This is a genomic window from Pseudomonas sp. Choline-02u-1, from assembly GCF_002836515.1.
Classification (GTDB): Bacteria; Pseudomonadota; Gammaproteobacteria; order Pseudomonadales; family Pseudomonadaceae; genus Aquipseudomonas.
The window spans coordinates 499,092-518,851 of the sequence record NZ_PJBC01000065.1 but is presented as its reverse complement, the minus strand read 5'-3'; the positions used below and the strand labels follow the sequence as shown (position 1 = coordinate 518,851).

The 19,760-nt window shown below is 55.5% G+C and carries 19 protein-coding genes; 9 read left to right on the top strand and 10 right to left on the bottom strand.

The features are described from left to right. The first annotated feature begins 11 nt into the window (after positions 1–11). The 3 genes from CXF97_RS23995 (at position 12) to CXF97_RS23985 (ending at position 5,858) form a co-directional block, all read left to right on the top strand. The gene (locus CXF97_RS23995) at positions 12–3,173 is read left to right on the top strand and encodes a CusA/CzcA family heavy metal efflux RND transporter (protein ID WP_003253428.1); all 3,162 of its coding nucleotides are present in this window, start codon (positions 12–14) and stop codon (positions 3,171–3,173) included. Positions 3,174–3,335: 162 nt separating this feature from the next. Continuing rightward, a complete protein-coding gene (locus CXF97_RS23990) occupies positions 3,336–3,659 on the top strand; it encodes a DUF2790 domain-containing protein (protein WP_003253432.1) in 324 nt (107 codons plus the stop codon). Positions 3,660–3,860: 201 nt separating this feature from the next. Next, entirely contained in the window at positions 3,861–5,858 is a 1,998-nt protein-coding gene (locus CXF97_RS23985; protein WP_046786872.1) for a heavy metal translocating P-type ATPase, read from the top strand. A gap of 90 nt (positions 5,859–5,948) precedes the next feature. On the opposite strand, the gene CXF97_RS23980 is transcribed toward CXF97_RS23985, so the two are convergent. From CXF97_RS23980 to CXF97_RS23965, 4 genes are all read right to left on the bottom strand, one after another. Further along, positions 5,949–6,173, bottom strand: a complete 225-nt coding sequence (locus CXF97_RS23980) for a hypothetical protein (protein ID WP_003253436.1) — start codon at positions 6,171–6,173, stop codon at positions 5,949–5,951. 127 nt (positions 6,174–6,300) lie between these two features. Further along, a complete protein-coding gene (locus CXF97_RS23975; RefSeq protein WP_003253439.1) occupies positions 6,301–7,326 on the bottom strand; it encodes a hypothetical protein in 1,026 nt (341 codons plus the stop codon). 298 nt (positions 7,327–7,624) lie between these two features. Continuing rightward, on the bottom strand, positions 7,625–8,932 hold the full coding sequence (locus tag CXF97_RS23970; protein ID WP_003253440.1) for an OprO/OprP family phosphate-selective porin: 1,308 nt from the start codon (positions 8,930–8,932) through the stop codon (positions 7,625–7,627). Positions 8,933–9,142: 210 nt separating this feature from the next. Then, positions 9,143–10,111 carry a LysR family transcriptional regulator gene (locus CXF97_RS23965; RefSeq protein ID WP_003253442.1) on the bottom strand — a complete coding sequence of 323 codons (969 nt, stop codon included), beginning with the start codon at positions 10,109–10,111 and terminating at the stop codon, positions 9,143–9,145. A 257-nt stretch (positions 10,112–10,368) separates the two neighbouring features. Between CXF97_RS23965 and CXF97_RS23960 the strand changes: the two genes are divergently transcribed. The 3 genes from CXF97_RS23960 to CXF97_RS23950 are packed head-to-tail and all read left to right on the top strand — an operon-like array spanning position 10,369 to position 13,185. Further along, positions 10,369–10,788 (top strand): GtrA family protein, encoded by a 420-nt coding sequence (locus CXF97_RS23960; RefSeq protein ID WP_003253444.1) that lies wholly within the window; start codon positions 10,369–10,371, stop codon positions 10,786–10,788. Continuing rightward, complete coding sequence (locus tag CXF97_RS23955; RefSeq protein WP_003253446.1) at positions 10,754–11,737, top strand: glycosyltransferase family 2 protein; 984 nt, start codon at positions 10,754–10,756, stop codon at positions 11,735–11,737. The genes CXF97_RS23960 and CXF97_RS23955 overlap by 35 nt, the downstream gene beginning before the upstream one ends. Beyond that, complete coding sequence (locus tag CXF97_RS23950) at positions 11,731–13,185, top strand: glycosyltransferase family 39 protein (RefSeq protein WP_003253448.1); 1,455 nt, start codon at positions 11,731–11,733, stop codon at positions 13,183–13,185. Before CXF97_RS23955 ends, CXF97_RS23950 begins: the two co-directional genes overlap by 7 nt. 82 nt (positions 13,186–13,267) lie before the next feature. On the opposite strand, the gene CXF97_RS23945 is transcribed toward CXF97_RS23950, so the two are convergent. Next, positions 13,268–13,489, bottom strand: coding sequence for a hypothetical protein (locus CXF97_RS23945; RefSeq protein WP_003253450.1), 222 nt, complete (start codon positions 13,487–13,489; stop codon positions 13,268–13,270). A gap of 266 nt (positions 13,490–13,755) precedes the next feature. Here CXF97_RS23945 and CXF97_RS23940 point away from each other — a divergent pair, with 266 nt between their 5' ends. Beyond that, positions 13,756–14,343: a hypothetical protein gene (locus tag CXF97_RS23940; protein ID WP_003253452.1), complete on the top strand. Its 588-nt coding sequence runs from the start codon at positions 13,756–13,758 to the stop codon at positions 14,341–14,343. Positions 14,344–14,400: 57 nt separating this feature from the next. On the opposite strand, the gene CXF97_RS23935 is transcribed toward CXF97_RS23940, so the two are convergent. Further along, positions 14,401–15,819: a heavy metal sensor histidine kinase gene (locus tag CXF97_RS23935; protein ID WP_009682005.1), complete on the bottom strand. Its 1,419-nt coding sequence runs from the start codon at positions 15,817–15,819 to the stop codon at positions 14,401–14,403. Then, entirely contained in the window at positions 15,816–16,490 is a 675-nt protein-coding gene (locus CXF97_RS23930) for a heavy metal response regulator transcription factor (protein ID WP_003253457.1), read from the bottom strand. The genes CXF97_RS23935 and CXF97_RS23930 overlap by 4 nt, the downstream gene beginning before the upstream one ends. A gap of 689 nt (positions 16,491–17,179) precedes the next feature. Between CXF97_RS23930 and CXF97_RS23925 the strand changes: the two genes are divergently transcribed. Further along, on the top strand, positions 17,180–17,506 hold the full coding sequence (locus CXF97_RS23925) for a DUF2790 domain-containing protein (RefSeq protein ID WP_003253458.1): 327 nt from the start codon (positions 17,180–17,182) through the stop codon (positions 17,504–17,506). A gap of 32 nt (positions 17,507–17,538) precedes the next feature. Here CXF97_RS23925 and CXF97_RS23920 read toward each other — a convergent pair whose 3' ends face one another. The 3 genes from CXF97_RS23920 to CXF97_RS28560 form a co-directional block, all read right to left on the bottom strand. Then, on the bottom strand, positions 17,539–17,889 hold the full coding sequence (locus tag CXF97_RS23920; protein WP_003253461.1) for a DUF3147 family protein: 351 nt from the start codon (positions 17,887–17,889) through the stop codon (positions 17,539–17,541). A gap of 157 nt (positions 17,890–18,046) precedes the next feature. Further along, on the bottom strand, positions 18,047–18,952 hold the full coding sequence (locus tag CXF97_RS23915) for a cation diffusion facilitator family transporter (RefSeq protein ID WP_003253462.1): 906 nt from the start codon (positions 18,950–18,952) through the stop codon (positions 18,047–18,049). A 54-nt stretch (positions 18,953–19,006) separates the two neighbouring features. Further along, positions 19,007–19,207: a zinc ribbon domain-containing protein gene (locus CXF97_RS28560; protein ID WP_223255137.1), complete on the bottom strand. Its 201-nt coding sequence runs from the start codon at positions 19,205–19,207 to the stop codon at positions 19,007–19,009. Here CXF97_RS28560 and CXF97_RS28555 point away from each other — a divergent pair. Next, positions 19,187–19,393 (top strand): hypothetical protein, encoded by a 207-nt coding sequence (locus tag CXF97_RS28555; protein ID WP_003253464.1) that lies wholly within the window; start codon positions 19,187–19,189, stop codon positions 19,391–19,393. The two genes, CXF97_RS28560 and CXF97_RS28555, sit on opposite strands and share 21 nt — an antisense overlap. The last annotated feature ends 367 nt before the right edge of the window (positions 19,394–19,760 follow it).

Below are 19,760 nucleotides of genomic sequence, written 5' to 3'. Positions count from 1 at the left end.
GATGATTTCTCATGTTTGAACGTATCATCAGATTCGCCATCGAGCAGCGCATCGTAGTAATGATCGCTGTTCTGATCATGGCGGGTATCGGTATCTACAGCTATCAAAAGCTGCCCATCGATGCGGTACCCGATATCACCAACGTCCAGGTGCAGATCAACACTGCAGCGCCTGGTTATTCGCCTTTGGAAACCGAACAACGGATCACGTTTCCAGTTGAAACGGCCATGGCCGGTCTCCCGGGCCTTCAGCAGACCCGTTCCCTGTCTCGCTCTGGCTTGTCTCAGGTCACCGTGATCTTCAAGGATGGCACTGACATCTTCTTTGCCCGCCAGTTGATCAACGAGCGGCTGCAGGTTGCGAAGGAACAGCTGCCAGAAGGCGTAGAGGCCGTTATGGGCCCGGTATCTACCGGCCTCGGCGAGATCTTCCTGTGGACCGTTGAAGCCGAAGATGGCGCGGTCAAAGAGGACGGTACGCCTTACACCCCGACCGACCTGCGCGTGATCCAAGACTGGATCATCAAGCCTCAGCTGCGCAACGTCCCGGGTGTAGCCGAGATCAATACCATCGGCGGCTATGCCAAGCAGTTCCTGGTTGCGCCAGATCCTAAGCGCCTGGCTACCTACAAGCTTACCCTCAATGACCTGGTCGCAGCGTTGGAAAGTAACAATGCCAACGTCGGCGCCGGCTACATCGAACGTAATGGTGAGCAGTTGCTCATCCGTGCGCCCGGCCAGGTAGGCAACATCGAAGACATCGCCAACATCGTGATCACCAGCGTGGATGGTGCACCGATTCGCATCAGCAGCGTTGCTGACGTCAGCATCGGTAAAGAACTCCGCACAGGTGCTGCTACTGAGAACGGCCGCGAAGTCGTGCTCGGTACCGTGTTCATGCTGATTGGTGAAAACAGCCGTACTGTGTCTCAAGCTGTCGCCGCCAAACTGGCGGACATCAACCGCACCCTGCCAAAGGGCGTGGTGGCTGTGACCGTTTACGACCGTACCAACCTGGTTGAAAAAGCCATCGCGACGGTGAAGAAGAACCTGGTAGAAGGCGCGATCTTGGTAATCGCGATTCTGTTCCTGTTCCTCGGCAACATCCGTGCAGCCCTGATCACCGCGATGGTGATTCCGCTGTCCATGCTTTTCACCTTCACAGGCATGTTCAACAACAAGGTCAGTGCCAACTTAATGAGTTTGGGGGCACTCGACTTCGGCATCATCGTCGACGGTGCCGTGGTTATTGTAGAAAACGCGATCCGTCGACTGGCTCATGCGCAGCATAAGCATGGCCGCATGCTCACCAAAACCGAACGCTTCCACGAGGTCTTTGCCGCGGCGCGAGAAGCTCGCCGGCCGCTGATCTTCGGTCAGCTGATCATCATGGTGGTGTACCTGCCGATCTTCGCCCTCACCGGCGTCGAAGGCAAAATGTTCCACCCTATGGCGTTCACCGTTGTGATGGCTCTGCTGGGCGCAATGATCCTGTCCGTTACCTTTGTTCCTGCAGCTATTGCCATGTTCGTCACTGGCAAGGTGAAGGAAGAGGAAGGCGTGGTCATGCGCACAGCTCGACTGCGCTATGAGCCGGTTCTGCAATGGGTGCTGGGACATCGGAACATCGCTTTCTCGGCCGCAGTAGCCTTGGTCGTGCTCAGTGGTGTGCTGGCAAGTCGTATGGGTAGCGAGTTCATCCCAAGCCTCAGTGAGGGTGACTTTGCGATGCAGGCCATGCGTGTGCCTGGAACGAGCCTCACTCAGTCCGTCGAGATGCAGCAGCGTCTGGAGAAAGCGGTAATAGCGCAGGTGCCTGAAGTCGAGCGGATGTTCGCACGCTCGGGTACCGCGGAAATTGCATCTGACCCGATGCCACCGAACGCCTCCGACGCCTACATCATGCTCAAGCCTCAGGATCAGTGGCCTAACCCCAAGAAGCCTCGCGATGAGCTGATTGCTGAGGTGCAGAAGGCCGCAGCGGGTGTTCCAGGAAGCAACTACGAGTTGTCGCAGCCAATCCAACTGCGTTTCAACGAGCTGATTTCGGGCGTGCGTAGTGATGTCGCTGTGAAGGTCTTCGGCGATGACATGGACGTGCTCAACAACACCGCCAACAAGATCGCGGCAGCGCTCAAAGCGGTACCGGGCTCGTCGGAAGTGAAAGTTGAGCAGACATCCGGCCTGCCGGTGCTGACAATCAACATCGACCGCGAGAAAGCAGCACGCTACGGCCTGAACATCGCGGATGTTCAGAACTCGATCGCTATCGCCGTGGGTGGTCGCCAGGCCGGCACGCTGTATGAGGGCGACCGTCGGTTCGACATGGTAGTGCGCCTGCCTGAGACCGTTCGCACCGACGTAGCGGGGATGTCCAGTTTGCTGATTCCGGTGCCTGCCAATGCGGCTCAGGGTGCCAACCAGATCGGTTTCATCCCGCTGTCGCAGGTCGCTAATCTGGACCTGCAACTGGGCCCGAACCAAATCAGCCGCGAGAACGGCAAGCGTCTGGTAATCGTCAGTGCCAACGTTCGAGGCCGTGACCTGGGATCCTTCGTTGAGGAGGCGACCGCTTCGCTGGATCAGAAGGTGCAAATCCCTGCGGGCTACTGGACGACTTGGGGTGGCCAGTTCGAGCAGCTGCAGTCGGCTGCCAAACGGCTGCAGATCGTTGTTCCAGTCGCCTTGCTGCTGGTCATGACCTTGTTGTTCCTGATGTTCAACAACCTGAAGGACGGCATGCTGGTCTTCACCGGTATTCCATTCGCACTCACCGGTGGTGTTGTGGCGTTGTGGTTGCGGGACATCCCACTGTCGATCTCGGCAGGTGTCGGCTTCATTGCACTGTCCGGCGTTGCAGTACTGAACGGCCTGGTGATGATTGCCTTCATCCGCGGGCTAAGGGAGGAAGGGCGAACGCTCAGGCAGGCAGTCGATGAAGGTGCATTAACCCGTCTGCGACCTGTTCTGATGACTGCCTTGGTAGCTTCCCTGGGCTTCATCCCGATGGCTTTGGCCACCGGTACCGGTGCAGAAGTTCAGCGGCCACTGGCGACTGTGGTGATTGGCGGGATCCTGTCCTCCACCGCATTGACCTTGTTGGTACTGCCTGCCCTGTATTACTGGGCACACCGCAAGGATGAAGACGGCGACGAGGCCGAAGTGGTTAGCTAACAGGCTCCGCTAAAGAGAAGCCCACAACACGTGTTGTGGGCTTTTTTGTTTAAAGTGAAGTAGATGCACTTACCTTTCAAAATTGTAAGTTTCTCGTCATGCCGGTGATGCCTATGCATTGCTAAGGTTACGCCCGAGAAGTTTTGAAATTGAGAGGGTTTTATGAAAAAGCTAATTATCGCTGCTGCACTTGTTGTTTTCTCGGTGGCTTCGCAGGCCAACACTTTTTCCGAGAGCAAGCAGCTGCAATACACCAAGGAGCACCAGACCGCAGTGGCCAAGTACGCGGAGAAAAATGGCAAGCCAATGCCAGAGATTCAGGATTACAAATATGGCATGAAGATAGACGTTGCTAAGTTCGTACGTCAGTCGCAGGACCCACGTACCTGCCAGGTCTACCCACGGTTGATGACCTTCGAGGACTCCCAGGGCACGCTCAAGACTGTTCGTTACTCGATGTATTCGCAATGCATCAACAACAAGTAGTAAACGATTTGAACAGAACAATTAGAGAATTCATAAATGCCAGGCAGTGCCTGGCATTTTTTATTACGCCCGATGCCCCATGGTTTTGACATGTTAACGCCTGGGCCGGGGCAAACCGTGCAATAGGTCTTAGCTAACCAACCGCGACGGCTCCCAACTGCAGAGGGCAATTGGAAGCCTTGACCCCAGAAGGGACGAGTTATGAAGAGTTTGCTTGAACGCCCTGATGACCAAGCTGGGCATGAAGGTCATAGCCATGAGCATGGCGGCATTTTTGGCATGAACACGGAGCTGTTTTTCGCGCTGATCTGTGGTGCTCTCCTGGGTGCCGGAGCCCTCGCAGGAAAACTTGGGCTGATTGATCGACTTCCCCTTATTCTGTACGTGTCGGCCTATGTGTTCGGTGGATGGTTCACCACCAAGGAAGCGATCAGCAACATCCGCCAGAAACGCTTCGAGATCGATTCGCTGATGCTTCTCGCCGCAGCCGGTGCCGCGAGCATTGGCGCCTGGGCGGAGGGGGCTCTGCTGCTGTTCCTGTTCAGTCTGGGGCATTCCCTTGAAAGCTACGCGATGGGGCGGGCCAAGAAAGCGATTGAGGCACTGTCCAAGCTCGCACCAGCCACCGCGATCGTACGCAGAGCAAATGGCACGTTGGAAATGCCTGTGGAGCTGCTGGTTCCCGGTGACGTTGTCATCGTGCGCCCCAATGACCGCCTACCGGCCGATGGTTTTGTTGTAGTGGGCTCCTCAAGTATCAACCAGGCGCCAGTAACCGGTGAGAGCGTCCCCGTGGACAAGCAACCTGTCCCTGATGCCGAACTCGCACGCAGCAAGCCAGATGCAGTGGATGCAGCCTCGAAAGTCTTCGCCGGTACCATCAATGGCGAAACGCTCATCGAGGTTGAGGTAACACGGCGCTCTACGGAAAGTACCCTGGCGCGGGTCATCAAGATGGTCAGTGAAGCCGAAGTCAGGAAGTCACCGACCCAGCGATTCACGGACCGCTTCCAACGCATATTCGTCCCGTTGGTTTTGCTGCTGGTAGTCGGGCTGCTATTTGCCGGCATTTTCCTTGATGAGCCGTTCCGTGACTCGTTCTACCGGGCGATGGCCGTACTGGTTGCAGCCAGCCCCTGCGCGCTGGCGATCGCAACACCAAGCGCCATTCTATCTGGCATCGCCAGGGCAGCCCGAGGTGGCGTGCTGATCAAGGGCGGTGCACCGCTTGAAGAGCTCGGCTCCTTGAATGCCATGGCATTCGACAAGACCGGTACCCTGACCGAAGGGCGCCCACGCATCACCGATGTAATACCGGTAGGCGGCACGCAGATCGAGGATCTACTAAACGTCGCCATCGCTGTGGAGTCGATGAGCGACCATCCGCTGGCTGCGGCAATTGTGCGTGACGGTGAAGAGATGATTGGCACACGGCGCCGATTGCAAGCCAAGAACATGAGCAACATGATTGGCCGCGGCGTACGTGCCGAGCTTGATGGGCAGTTCGTCTGGATTGGCAAGGTCGAGATGTTCGGTACCAATGGTATTCCCGCACTGAGCAAGGCAGCCTTGGAGGCTGCGGAGCGTCTGCGTCAGTCGGGCCGCACAACCATGGTGGTACGTCGCGCTGACAAGGATCTGGGCGCTATCGGGCTATTGGACACACCCCGAGAGGGTGCCAAAGAGGCACTCCAGAAACTCAGAGAGATGGGCATCGACCGCATGGTCATGATTTCTGGGGACCACAACCGCGTTGCAGAGGCGGTAGCCAAACAAGTTGGCTTAGATGAGGCGTGGGGAGACCTAATGCCGGAAGACAAGGTCAAGGCCATCAAGAACCTGCGCCTCAGCGCCAGGGTGGCCATGGTGGGTGACGGCGTGAATGATGCCCCTGCCATGGCCAATTCGAGCGTTGGCATCGCAATGGGGGCTGCCGGATCTGATGTCGCCCTGGAAACGGCTGATATCGCGCTTATGGCTGACGACATCAGGCAACTCCCATTTGCGGTGGGGCTGAGCCGTCACACGCGATCGATCATCCGCCAGAACCTGTTCGTCAGCTTGGGGATTGTGGCCATCTTGGTTCCGTCTACCATCATGGGCTTGAGCATTGGTGCCGCCGTTGCGATCCATGAGGGCTCCACACTGCTGGTCGTCTTCAACGCCTTGCGGTTGTTGGCCTACCGCAGAAGCTCCTGATCCCTGAGCTTCAATCATGAAGCTAAGCAGGGAAATGACTTGAAGTAGAAGTACGGGTCGTGCGCGATCAGCGCACGACCCGTACTTTTCTCACTCGTCGATCCCGATGCGCTTGAGGCTTTCAAGGGCCTTCCCACACTCAGGTGAGCCGTGCCTTAAGCCGCAGGCCAACGCAGCTTTGAGACTCATGACACCGGCTACGAAACCGACTTGATTGCCGACCCCTTGTCCGTTCGCAAATCCCTGATCATACGCAATCTCCACAAGTGCATTGATCGCCGCCAGGGTGTCTTGTTTGTTGGTACTGTTCTGCATATCTACTCCGCGAGCATTCAGCTCATATCGCTCGGTTAGATGGCGGCGCCTTCAGGTTTGGGGTGAGCGAATCCCGCTCCCATAGCCAATCCCTAACGGGGGGCATAGCCCGCCACCGTAAGGAAAATCAGCTATTGAGAGCAGGTGACTCGTTTTGGTCACGCGTGCTGCTCGCCTCACCGCATTGGCACTGAGTGGGTACATCCGGATAGCCGCTGTGTTTCTCGACGAACAGCGTTTGGCAGGTGGTGCACCCATAAATCCGCGGCAGAGACTTCAGACCACCTGGCAGCACATCGCTCAAGGGCTCGTTATGCCAAGGAGCCCCGTCAAGGATCTTGGAGCGCAGGATGTTTCCCAGCCGCCAGGTGTTACTTTGTGCGCGCCAGAACCACATCGGCGCCGAAAGTGAATACTGGATGAAGGTCTCTTCCGGCTGTTTGGAGAGCATCGGAAATTTAGGGCGGGTCGATCCGGAATCGATGATAGTGAACCCCATGCCCATCTCAGCGCTCGGATGGGTCTGTTCACCGAAATAGCGGTCGTGACTCGCCGAAGCCGTAGCTTGATGATCAGTCGGCGGAAATACCCACAGATAGCACTCGCTTCGAGTCACCATTTCGACGAGCTGGCTCTGTCCCCGTATAGGGAAATCTGCAGCCAGTGCGAAGCGATCTTTCCACGTGATTTTCGGAGGCGGTGCCATACCCGCCGCAATGGCCAGCGTCGCCGTTTTCGGGACGAATCGATCGCCGAGCTCGTTCAGATCCAGATTCTTGCAAAGGGCTTTGAATGCCTTTTTACGAGTCTTCGAGGTGAAGGAGGGGTCGAGGAGCAGGCGAACCTGGTTCACGCCTATCCCTGCAGCTCGTAGTACTTCGATGACTTCTTCAGCCACGCCGACTGCTTGAAGATCGGTCAATCCCAAGCACTTTTTCGCCCGCTCAATCGTCTCGTAGAGGTTGTACTGCCTGTCGCTGTCACGGCATACCTGGATTGGCAGATTGTCTTGGGAGTCAACTTCTGGGGAGACGGAGCCAATGGCAGCGTGGAGCAACTGGTGAATGTGCTGGTGAGCGTACGGGCGACCGGAAGCCGAGAATGAGGCGTGCAGCTGAGCAGCGAGAGGTTGAAGCAGCTTTTTGGCAGACATGACTATCCCCTAATGAGCGACGTTGGGGTAGCTGCGCTTGTAGGGCCGTTAGACGCGAAGCTGGACGTCGAATCAGGTTCAATCATGAGTAGGAGTCAGGTTTGGTTTGCTTGCACGGCCACCATGCAAAACCCGACGCGGCAATCACACCAGATTCGCCGAGTTTTGGCAAGAGAGGTCATCAGGTGAGCGAGAGCAGGTAGGAGGAGGACGCTCCAAGCTCGATCACGTCAGAAACAGGGAAGCCGGAAGCACATTGAGCGCTTCCGGCTTTCTCACGTCAGACTGATGAGAGGGATCAGAAGACGTATTGCAGGCGGGTCACGATTGCATTGCCGCTGTCGTCGCCCACGGTGTTCTCGTTATTGTCAGTACGCACGTTGATGTAGTTGGCACTGAGTTTCACTGCCTCGTTGACATACCAGTTCACACCCACAGTGTGGCTCTTGGCCTTGCGCTCGTTCGATTGATCCGCTGCGGTGACCAGGTTGCCGTCTTCGACCTTGATATCGTCAAAGCGGTAGAAAACTTCCCAGGCCCCCAGTTCCTTGTTCTCTGGTTTGATAGTGTCGAACTTGGCACCGTCGAGCTTGTAGATACGCGGCTCGCCGGTCAGGGTGTAAGCCATCTGGGCGTAGTAACCAGAGGCCTTCATGTCGCTGTTGGCCTGGTCAGCTTTCAGCTTGCGGCGAAGGTATTCCGCTTGCACCGAGAACGGGCCGGTGGCCCAGGCACCTTCGAGACCCCAGACCGAATCGTCCTTCCACAGGCCATCTTGTGCGGCGGCACCGCCAAACAGCATGCGGTTGCCGTTGGTGCCGGCATCGCCGCCGCCATTGGTATCTACACCGCGAACGCCAAGACGCGAACGAATCCGGGTATCGACCGCACTGTTTTTGAGGTCGCGGTAAGCGTACTGAGCACCGACGTGCAGGACGTTGCCATCACTGTGCAGCGGTGCGAACACGGCACGTGCGTTGTAGCGCTTGGTGCTGTCGCCATCCGAGTTGTTGTTGGTTTCGCTGAAAACGCTACCGGAGACATAAGCCATGTCAGCGATGGTGCTGGTGGCTTGAACACCCATGCCGGCGTTGTCGTTGATCCAGTCCGCCAGGTCGTACGAGAGGTTCCGCTCCATGGCAGTGGTCCACTTCGAACTGGTGGCTTTCTCAAGACCGAAGTCGGTGTAGAAACGACCGAATCGCAGTTGGACGGGCTTGAAACCGGTGTAGGTCAGGCTGGCCTCGTCGAAGTAACCGTCGGAGTCGTTGCCCGTGTTGCGGGAAAGGTCGTAGTTGAGCTGATACTTCCAGTCGCGGTACAGAACGCCGCCGAGCTCAAGGTAGGCGCGACGGAAGTAGCCGGCGTCAGCGGTATCGCCATTCTTGGTGAAGACACCATCGAAACGGCCGTAGTCGGCCTGAACGCGACCGCCCAGTTTGAAACTGAATTCCTTGTCAGAAGTCGATACTTCAAGACCGCCCTTGGTCTTCAGAACGATGTCAGCTCCGTCAGTGGTTACTGTTCCGGAGAATGCTTGCGAGGAAAATGTGCCTATTATTGCGGCAGCCAACAGCTTTTCCCGCATGTTCGAAGAACGGATCATTGCTTGCCTCTCGTATGTTAAGTGCTTAGCTACCGACGTTGTATTTCGCCCTTCGTCGGCCTAAATTTATCTTGCAGATGGGAGCAGGCCACGGTTGTCACCTGCTGTAACAAGATGCCTTTGTTCTAAGCACTCTGACTAGATTGCAAGCGAATATGACAGTTGTGTTTCTGTAGTGTTAACAGGAGAGTTTGAAACCTAACAAAACTGTTACCGAACAAGCCAGTCCTTCTTATCAAAGAAGCTCTTCTTGATCAATCTACGGATTTCCAGAACGTGCGGGTTGCGGGCAAGCTTGGTTTTGATAACAAGATAGACATCTTTCTCCTCCAGATCGTCCAAAAAACCCGGCATCGGCAGAATATTCCTCTCCATCTTTCGACTATAGTCGGGCAGCACACCGATACACGCGCCTCCTACGACAAGGCCACGGGATAAGTTATAGTTCTTTACCCGAGTGGTACCGCCCTGATGCTCAGCCATTATCGATGCCCACTTTCGTGAGCCCGCCAAAATCTCTTCATCCCAAGGGATAACGAGCATGAAGTTGTGCAAATCCAGGCTCTGCACTGGAAGGGTGACGCTTCTTGAGTAGCGGCTGGAAATGAACAGCGAGTGCCCAATCCGGCCAAGCCGTTCAAACCTATACGTAGGATGGCGATCAAACGCGCCCTCATCATCTGGGCTCACGAAAGCGATACCCACATCGACTTCACACTCAGAGAGCATCTGCGTTGTGCACTCTGAATGGATTTCAAGCTGCATTTCGGCATGATCGCGCACGTAGGCGACTAGATCGCGGTTTACGATGTCGCTCAACACTGGCTCCGTGATCGCGATGGTAAGCCTGGGGACTTCCTTTTCACCGGACTTGCCAAGGCCGTCTGGGCCGAAGAGCTGGCACAGGTAATGGCTGACCCTCTCGCCAGTGCGGGTCAGGGCAAGCTTGTTGTGTTTGTATACAAACACGGGAGCACCAATGTGCTCTTCCAGTTTCTCCAAGCGTTTCCGAAGGCCTACCACTGGCACATTGAGCCCCCGGGCAGCCTGTTTGAAACTGGCACAACGTGCTGTTGCGAAAAACTCTACGGCCAGCTGATCATCAATTGGCAGATCATCCAATATGTCAGGACTGTAAGGAACAACGCTGCTTGTAAATGTTTCATTTTGTGTAACCATTGGGTCCCCCTTAATTCGGGGAATCTATCTCAATGCCACCCAGCATTTCCTTATCTTGTCAGCATTGTAATCCGCAGGTCATGCATGCGTTATCGGAAGGTTTTATTTCGAAAGCGTAATTTTCGAGCAATCTTGCTGATATTGTAGCGTGCTAGCCTAGCGCGCCAATTTCATTACTTGGCAGATCTAAATTTAGCCAATTACGCATTTACATTTGGTTCACTTTTTTTTCACCTTTGCCTCCATAGGCTTTGGGCATGGAAAATCAAACCCTACCTCTTACTACCTTACTGATTCGTTATCTGGGGATCGGCTTCATAGCAACGGGAATCCATTATGCGGTGTTCCTAGTGCTGGTTACGACAGAATTATCTACTCCATTGCTAGCCAGTATCTGTGGAGGCATGGTTGGCGCTATCGCAAGCTTTATTGGAAATAGGGCGCTCTGCTTTGTGTCAGATGGCTCTCGTAAGTTTCAGCCTGTCAGGTTTGCACTGGTCGCGTTAGCCACAAACTTCGGCAATGGCGTGGGTATGTGGTTCCTCATCAAGTCGAATCTGTCACCGCTCATCTCCCAACTTGTAGTGACCTTAAGCCTCACTGCACTTGGATTCATTGCACATCGTTTTTGGACATTCAATCATGCAGACATTACATCGCTTTCCCGAGCGCCCTGATCCCTTGTTAACCATCGTCGTCCCTTGCTTCCAGGAAGAGGAAACCATCCCCGAGTTCCACCAGCGGATCACCCGCGTCGTGAAGCGCTTACCCGTCTCCTGCGAAATCCTCTATATCGACGATGGCAGTAACGACCGAACGGCCGACATTCTTCGCCACTATCAGGATGGGTCATCTGTACGTTGTCTGTCCCTGAGTCGCAACTTCGGCAAAGAGGCTGCACTCAGCGCCGGGATAGACCATGCCCGTGGCAGTGCGCTGATCTTCATCGATGTCGACCTGCAGGACCCACCAGAGCTCATCTCGGCCATGGTGGACCACTGGCAACGCGGTTACGACGTGGTGAACATGCAACGCAACCTGAGAGTCGGTGATTCGTGGTTTAAGCGCATGAGTGCCCGGGCTTACTACTGGGTCATGCAGCGCCTGGTGGAGAAGGTGGACATGCCGGCCGATGTCAGCGATTTCCGATTGATTGGGCCTGCGCCGCTGGCAGCACTGCGGGCGCTGGACGAACGCTCCAGGATTCTCAAAGGCATGATCGGCTGGGTAGGCTTCCGTACCATCGAGCTGCCCTACAATCGCACCGTTCGCCATGCCGGCAGCACCAAGTGGAATGCAGCTGGCCTGTTCAATCTGGCCATCGAAAGCATCGTCAGCTTCTCTCGCAAACCGCTGCGCATTTTCAGCCTCATCAGTTTCGGTCTTTTCGTCTCCAGCATCTGCTACATGCTTGCGTCGCTTGTGGCAGGAAGTTTCGACATCCATCACCTGATCGTCGGAATGGCTTCATTCATGTGCGTCGGTGTCGCCATGGTGGGGGAGTACCTGGGCGTGACACTCGCGGAAGTGAAGCGCCGGCCTCTCTATTTCCTGAAGCACAGCAGCAAGGCGGATCCCGTGTCACTCCACCCTTCGATGGCCTCGATCGAGGGTAAGAAATGCTGAGCCTGAAAAACGAGCGGACGCTGTGGTGGATCCTGGGTTCGATTTTGCTCTTGCGTTTGGTGGGGCTGGGCATCTATCCACTGATGGACACATCGGAGGCTCGCTACGCTGAAATGGCTCGCAAGATGGTCGAGTTGAATGACTGGATCACGCCCATGTTCGACTACGGGGTACCGTTCTGGGGCAAGCCACCGTTGTCCTTCTGGACCCAGGCCGCAAGCATGACGGTCTTCGGCGTTAACGAGTTCGCTGCGCGTTTCCCGGCGTGGCTGCTGCACCTGGCAAGCTGTTTCATCATCATCAAACTCGGCACGCAGCAGATTTCCCGTAACGCCGGCATCTGGGCCGCCATTATCTTTTCCAGCACCACCCTTGGCCTAGTCTCCAGCGGTGTCGTGCTGACCGACCCTGTTTTGTCGTTCTCGATTCTGCTGGCCAGCTACGGTTTCTGGCGTTGGATGAAGTGCGCCAGCAAGGCGGATGCCTACCTGATGTTCGCAGGTCTCGGGCTGGGCTTGCTTGCCAAAGGCCCTCTGACCCTAGTGCTTATGGGGGCGCCGGCATTCGCCTGGTTCGTTATCTACAAGGAATGGGGACGGGTACTGAGGCTTCCCTGGATCAGCGGCCTTGTACTCATGTTCGGTATATCCGTGCCTTGGTATGTCGCGGCCGAGATGAAAACGCCCGGCTTCATGGAGTACTTCTTCGTTGGTGAGCACTGGAGCCGCTACGTCGTCAGTAACTGGGCGGGCGACCTATACGGCAGTGCTCATGCCAAGCCATATGGCACCATCTGGATCCAGCTCGGACTGTCGCTACTGCCGTGGGCCTTTTTCTTACCATTACTGATCCGCAAGCGTGAATCAATGCAGCGCTTCGAGGCTTACCTCTGGCTGTGGGCCTTGGCGACACCGGTCTTCTTCACATTTGCAGGCAACATTCTGTGGACCTACCTGCTACCTGCGCTGCCAGCCTGGGCATTGCTGCTATCCGGACGGATCAGCGATGTTGGCCCGAAGACTACATGGGCTGCCGCGGCGAGTGCATTGGTGTTACCAATCATCGGTGCGGGCATCATCTACGCCGGGGTACTTGAGGAGCGACCTCAGAATCAGCGAGATGTGGTTCAAGCCTGGCTCAATGTGCAGTCTGCTCATTCCGCTCCCCTGATCTATCCTGGCCGCCGCTCATACTCGTCGGAGTTTTACAGCAGCGGAAAGTCCGAGAACATCAAGGATCCTGCCAAGTGGCCGCAGGATGGCTCGTTCTATCTGTCCAGGCGCTTGCGAGACAGCAAGGATGGTCTGCCCGCTGATCTAGCATGTACAGCGATCACCGAAGCGAACGCCAGCCAGCTCATGCTGTGCCATTGGAAACGTACCGTACAAGGTGCCGAGGGTCTGGCTGGAGAAAGCAATGCGGAAACGCCTCGCAAGAACGAAGGCTAAATTCCAAGCACAAAAAAGCCAGGTTTTATCCTGGCTTTTTTGTCGATTTCTTTCGTCATTTGAAGTCCTATTTAACCGCCGATTAATTGTCGGCTTGTTCCTTACCATCCTTGCTTTCTTTCTTTTGCTCTTGAGCGACTTGTTGTTTGTTCTGGTCCGAAGAGTCATCGCTCCATAGGCGAGCCTGTTCGGTTCGGAAGTTTTCATTGAACTGTTTCGCTCGCTCGAAGCCACCTTCAGCGTAAGCGGTACCCATGAGACCCAGCAGCAGGCTGCCAATAGCGATAGATTTGACAAATTTCATTGTGAACCTCGGTTCATACTAGGCCTGCCTGATTAGCGGCCTTTGTTGGTTTGTAGTTTAGGAACGCGAAGCTAACGACAAGGTGAGTCAATAATTACAATTCCGTAATTTTGGCGGCAGGCAGGATGCGTTAAATCCTCAAATCTGGAAGGATCATGTCTATCTCGGCACTGTCGAGGGCGACTAAGAATTTTCTCTTAAATTACAATTTTGATATCTAGCGCGTTAATTCAGCGCGGCGTTGTTGGCCGCCCTAGGAGATAGCCATGAATGACATAGAGCCCTGGGCAGTTGCTATCGGTGACTTTCGCCGCTGCACTGAAAAACTCACTGTCCAGCTCGATGAGCTGACCTCGCAGACGCGGACCTCCAGCGCTGTTCTGGAGAGGTCGAACGAACTGGTGGAGCAGGTGGACGCTGTCGGCCGGCAGATTCAGGAGGAGGTGCGAAAGGCGGAGAAGGCTTGGTCGAACGCGGAGGAGGTTGCCTTGCGCGCCGCTGCATCAGCGTATTCAGCTGCATGCCGCGGAGTCGACACCGCCATCCAGCCACTGATCTCGGAGCTTACAGCAGCGACAAAGGCGGCGGACGCCTCTATCCAGGAGCTCAAGCGGGCACCGGTGCTGGCCAAGCGTTATGTGATGGTGGTCGCCACGTCGTTCTTCATTCTGGCGCTGATCTGTGTCTACTCGACCATGCGCCTGATCGATGCCGCCGGCAGCGTAAGTGCTCAAGAGAAAGTGAATGCTCAGTACTTCTCACACCTGTGGAAGAACGCCAATCCTGACGAGCAGAAGATCATCAAGTCGGTGATTCTGCGGTCGCCTATGGACCCTGTGGTCCTCCGGCACTGATGCATTGAGCAAACAAAAAGGCCCGTCGATGGACGGGCCTAATCATGTCTGCGCGGTTTAAGCGGCGGTCATTGCTGGCTGCAGTTGCTGGGCTGCGGGAAAGTGAAGGTGGAACCAGGTGAAGTTTTCTTCGGTCACCTCCACGCTCGCCGACCCTTGGTGCAGGCTCATGATCGACTGCACAATGGCCAAGCCAAGACCGGTACCGCCTTCGCTCCGTGCTCGGCTCTTGTCCACACGGTAGAACCGCTCAAATAAGTGCGCATGGTGTTCCTTGGCAATACCGCGGCCGGGGTTGCCGACACTCAAGGTCGTACCGCTCGCACTATGCTGCACCTTCACGTAGACCGTGCGGCCGCGAGGGCAGTAGCGGATCGCGTTCGACACGAGGTTTGAGACGGCCCGTTGAACCATCAGGCGGTTCCCGCGTACCACATCATCACTCCCAGAAATCTGCAGCTGGATCTCGCCTTCCTCTGCCGAAATGCTGAAGAGGTCGCATACGCGCTGAACCTCGTCGACCAGGGACACCGGTTCGAACTCCACCATGGACGCAGGGTGACTGACCTGGGCCAAGAACAGCATGTCGGAAACCATGCGGCTCATGCGGTCCAACTCTTCTGTGCACGACTCTAGAACCTCCCGGTACTCGGAAAGCGATCTTTCTCTGGTCAAGGCAACCTGGGCCTTGCCCATCAGGTTGGAAAGCGGTGCTCGAAGTTCGTGGGCAAGGTCGTCAGAGAACTGCGAGAGCTGCTGAACGCCATCATCCAGGCGAGCCAGCATGATGTTGATGCCGTCGGCGAGCTTCTTGAGTTCTGCCGGCATCCCATCAGTCGGAAGACGATGGTCGAGGCTCTCCGTTGAGATCTTTGACGCCACCTTGAGGAATTTGGTCAGCGGCAGCAGGCCTCTGCGCACGGTCCACCAGCCAATGGCCAAGATCAGTGCGAGGATGACGGGGGACATCATCAAGGCCCAAGTCAGCAACGCATCAAGCAGTGCCTCACTGGATGACTGGTCCATGGTCATATAGACGCTGACCTCTGTTCCATCGCCCAAGCGCATGATCCGAGAAGCACTCAGCAGAGGACGGTCCTGCGTATCACGCCATTCATGCTCTTTAGGCTGGGCCGCCGGCTGAAACTTGTGCACCTCCAGATTGACCTGTTTCGAGCCAATCGAGAGCAGAGGAGTCTGATTCTGTGAGGTATCGAATATGCTCACATACAGGTTGTTGTGGCCCATGACCAAATCGACAAGCTGATGTGCATCTGCGTTGACGCCGGAGATATCCGGGATGGTGGACAGGTTGTGAGCCATCCCCGCCATCTTTACTTCCAGGTCCGCTCGGGCATTTCTTTCCAGAGCCTTACCTACCATCAGATAGCCAAAGGTGGCGAACAGAAGCAGCAACGCTGCGCTCATCAACCCAACTTTTAACCCCAGCTTTGCAGCCAGGCTGAATGGCCTCATGCGCGTTCCTCAAAAACGTACCCAACGCCACGAAGCGTGTGAATGAGCTTGGTTTCAAACGGGTCATCGATCTTCGAGCGCAAGCGCCGGATGGCTACATCGATGACATTGGTGTCGCAATCGAAATTCATATCCCAGACCAACGAGATGATCTGGGAACGAGTCAGCGCTTCGCCCGTTCGGCTCATGAGCAGGTGCAGAAGCGCAAATTCCTTGGTGGTGAGATCGATGCGTGTGCCACCGCGGAAGACGCGATGGCGGACGGAGTCGAGTTCCAGATCCGCAATTTTCAGCGAGCTCTTCTCGACCAACTCATCACCACGGCGTTGCAGCGAACGGATGCGAGCAAGCAGTTCAGGGAATTCGAATGGCTTCACAAGGTAGTCATCCGCGCCGCCGTCCAAGCCCTTGAGCTTGTCATTGATGCGTCCGCGGGCGGTCAGCATGATGATGCGGACCCGGCTGGTCTTACGGATGGTTTCCAGCAGGTCCCAGCCGTCGATACCGGGGAGGTTCACGTCCAGAAGGACCAACGAATAGACATTAGTGTTGAACAAGTGCAGGGCATCTACACCGTTGTGCACGATATCTACGACATACCCGCTTTCGGATAGGCCCTGCTGAAGATATTCGGCAGTTTTAATTTCGTCTTCCACAACTAGAACGCGCATAACTTATCTCAAGGTGTGAGGAAGGAGTTGGCCTAATCCGCCAAGATTATGGTTGCAGGCTGTTCGAAAGATAGGCTGAGGGTATGGCATGTGGTAGTCGCTACCTCTGTCCATACGCCGGGTCACCTGAGGACGCTTGAATCTTAACGCGAAGAAGCTGGCCGCGGCGAAATCCTACAAATTTGTAATGTAGCCGCAAGATTTCTGACAGTCATGCAGGCTCCAGCTCTGAGCTTAGCGGATTCTGGGGTCTGCGACGGTGTATGACAGCTTCGCCTGACAGGCGGAATCGGCCATGACAGGCAGTATTTCGGTCGCCAGCTTGCAGAGACTGGCGCTGGCCTTGCATCGAGTGCGCCACGCAGGCAGTCCCCATGCACGGCCGCGAACTGCTACGCCTTTCTGCGAATTAGTTCACTTGGTGGCTCAGTAGTCTCCCGAATAATTACCTTACAATCTATTACATGTCCAAATTGTAATTGCGCGATCATCTTGGTGTTAGCCTCCTTTGCTAGTTTAAGGGCAGCGGAAGAGGCATCGCTGCTTTGGAAATTGTCTCATTTCAAAGCAGCTTGGCAAGAGCAGCGGGCAGTTGTTCTCGTCAATGCATTCACCTGTAAACCATACGCTCCTTTGGTAGGTGAATTTTAGCGCCCCCCTACGGGCGCTTTTTTATTAAGGGACTTCTTATGAACACTACTGTATCAGCGATCGCCGTGTTTATGCTCTTCACATCACTAACAGCCAATGCACAAAGCGGTATGGAAATAAACCAACGCATTGAGCGTTCTGCTAGAGAGGCTACTGCGGATTATGCTCAGCGCGTAAAAAAGCCCATGCCTCAACTTGAAGACTATGCCTACGGTATGGACCTTGACGTTGGTAAGTTGGTGTATGTATCACCCAGCGTGCGGTACTGCGGTAATGTAAGAAGTATGATGACCTACGAAGACTCGAAAGGCGAGCTGCACATGGTTCGCTACCTGGTGAAGGGCGAGTGTATTAACAGCCGTTAAGGCTCATCAAGATGATGTCTGCGGTCGCCGGATCATAGAAGCTCAATGCCGAACCGGCGCAGCAGTACGGCGAAACATCCGAAACTGGCCATTGTGATGAGGATGCTGCTGATAAGGGTCGGCCAGAAGCCGAGCTTAGGTAGCAGCAACGGGAACGCGATAAACATCGGCAGTGTAGGAAGCACGTACCAGAACGTGTACCAAGCATGATTGGAGATCTTCTCCATGCTCTGGTTCTCCAAATAGAGCCAGACCAGCGTCAAGACAGTGACCAGGGGTAGGGCGGCGACCAGGCCGCCCAGCTTGTCACTGCGTTTCGCCAGCTCTGATACGAGAATCACTATTCCGGCAGTGAGTAGGTACTTCGTGATGATCCAAGCCATCGCTGAACCTTCTGGGGATTGTGGACGGGGGAGGTGAAGCCATTCTCCAACCCCTCTCGAAGTGCTCCTGCCGTTTACGCCATCCCTCATCGCATTTCTTCTACAACATCCCCCTCAGCCAGGAAGGGGATGTGTCTGCATGGTGTTTACCGATCGATCAGTGCGAGGGCGAGGGAACGCTCTCGTGGAAAGCTGCCCGCTCGATCTGGATGGTGCAGTGATGGATTTCAAATCCATCGCTGACAGCATCCACGACGGCCGCCAACACAGCATCCCCATCTGCAGAATCCCGTACCACTACGTGCGACGTCATCACGTTGCTGCCACTGCTGACGGCCCAGACGTGCAAGTCATGAACGTCCGTGACCCCATCTACGCCGCGGATGGTGGCCTCGATTGCCGTAACGTCGAGCCCCCTCGGCACACCCTCCATGAGAATCCCCAGGCTTTCGCGAAGCAACTGCCACGTCCGCGGCAGTACCCAAAGTCCGATTGCCACAGCGACAATCGTGTCGACCCAGGTCCAGCCCGTGAAGCGGATGATGAGTGCTGCAATGATTACGCCTAGCGAGCCGAGCATGTCGCTCCAAACTTCGAGGTAGGCGCCTTTGACGTTAAGGCTCTCGTTGCTCGCAGATGCCAGAAGGCGCATCGAGATTAGGTTGATGATCAGGCCGGCGATTGCGATCCACATCATCGCCCCGGTAGCGATCTCCGCCGGCATGAAAAAGCGCTGGTAGGCCTCGTACAAGATGTACATCGCCACCAGGAAGAGCAGCACGGCGTTGAACGTCGAAGCCAGAATCTCCAGGCGCGCATAGCCGAAGGTTCTTTTCTGATCCGCCGGGCGCTTGGCTATCTGAAGTGCAATCAGTGAGATCGCCAAGGCGGCAGTATCTGTGAACATGTGGGATGCGTCAGACAGCAGCGCCAGGCTGCCGGTAATCCACGCACCGATCACTTCTGCAATCATGAAGCTGCCAGTCAAGGCGAGCGCCATGATTAGCTTCTTCTGATGCCCCTCGCGTACTGCAGCGCTGCCATGGTCATGATTTGAACCCACGTATTTCTCCTTGCGCAGGGTTGTGGTCTCGTTGGCCTTCCTGTCTGCCTATCGTTAGAGCGTCGCTTGGCCACACTGACTGCAGAATTTTGCTCCTGCGCTCAGCAACGAGCCACAGGCGGTGCAACCACTCGATAGTGGTGTTCCGCAGTTTAGACAAAAGCGTGCTGACGGATCGTTGGCCGTCCGGCACTGCCTGCAGCCCTGCAGATCTTTAATGGGGGCTGGAGTGGCATGGCGCCCGCCGTCATACACCTGGTTGCCGCCGTCGCAGCCCTGCTGCCGGCCATGGCGATCGTATTGCTCGGCCCCATGTCCCCCGCTGTGGTGCTTGCCTCCACCGTGGTTTCCACGGCCATGGTGCCCGCCCAGGATATTTTTGAAAAAGCTCATGGTATTCGCCCCTCATTGATGGGTGACATATTAACGAGCAAAAGTTGAAAAGAATGTTCTGCTCGCGAGAAAGACTTGTAAGTTAAAGTGAAAGTTCAAAATTAGCCTACGTCAAAACGAAGCCGTTTTGTTTGTGAAATTAAATTTATCTAGCTGAGCGGTGCTCTGCGTTTAATAGATGGTGTCGCCCTAATTTTTATCATAGCCTGGTCGATGGCAATTAAAACAGCAGTTATTGCATTTCTGTCAGCATTGTAATCACGAGGTCATCGTGTCGTTATCAGGCGCCGGAAATAATGCGCTCAGCGAGATTTATTTCTCTTTTGTCCCTATGCCTCACACATTCTAAGCGTCTCCAACGCCTAGGCCCTAAGGCCTCTGGCGCTCCGCACATTGCGCAATCGCTCAGCATCTG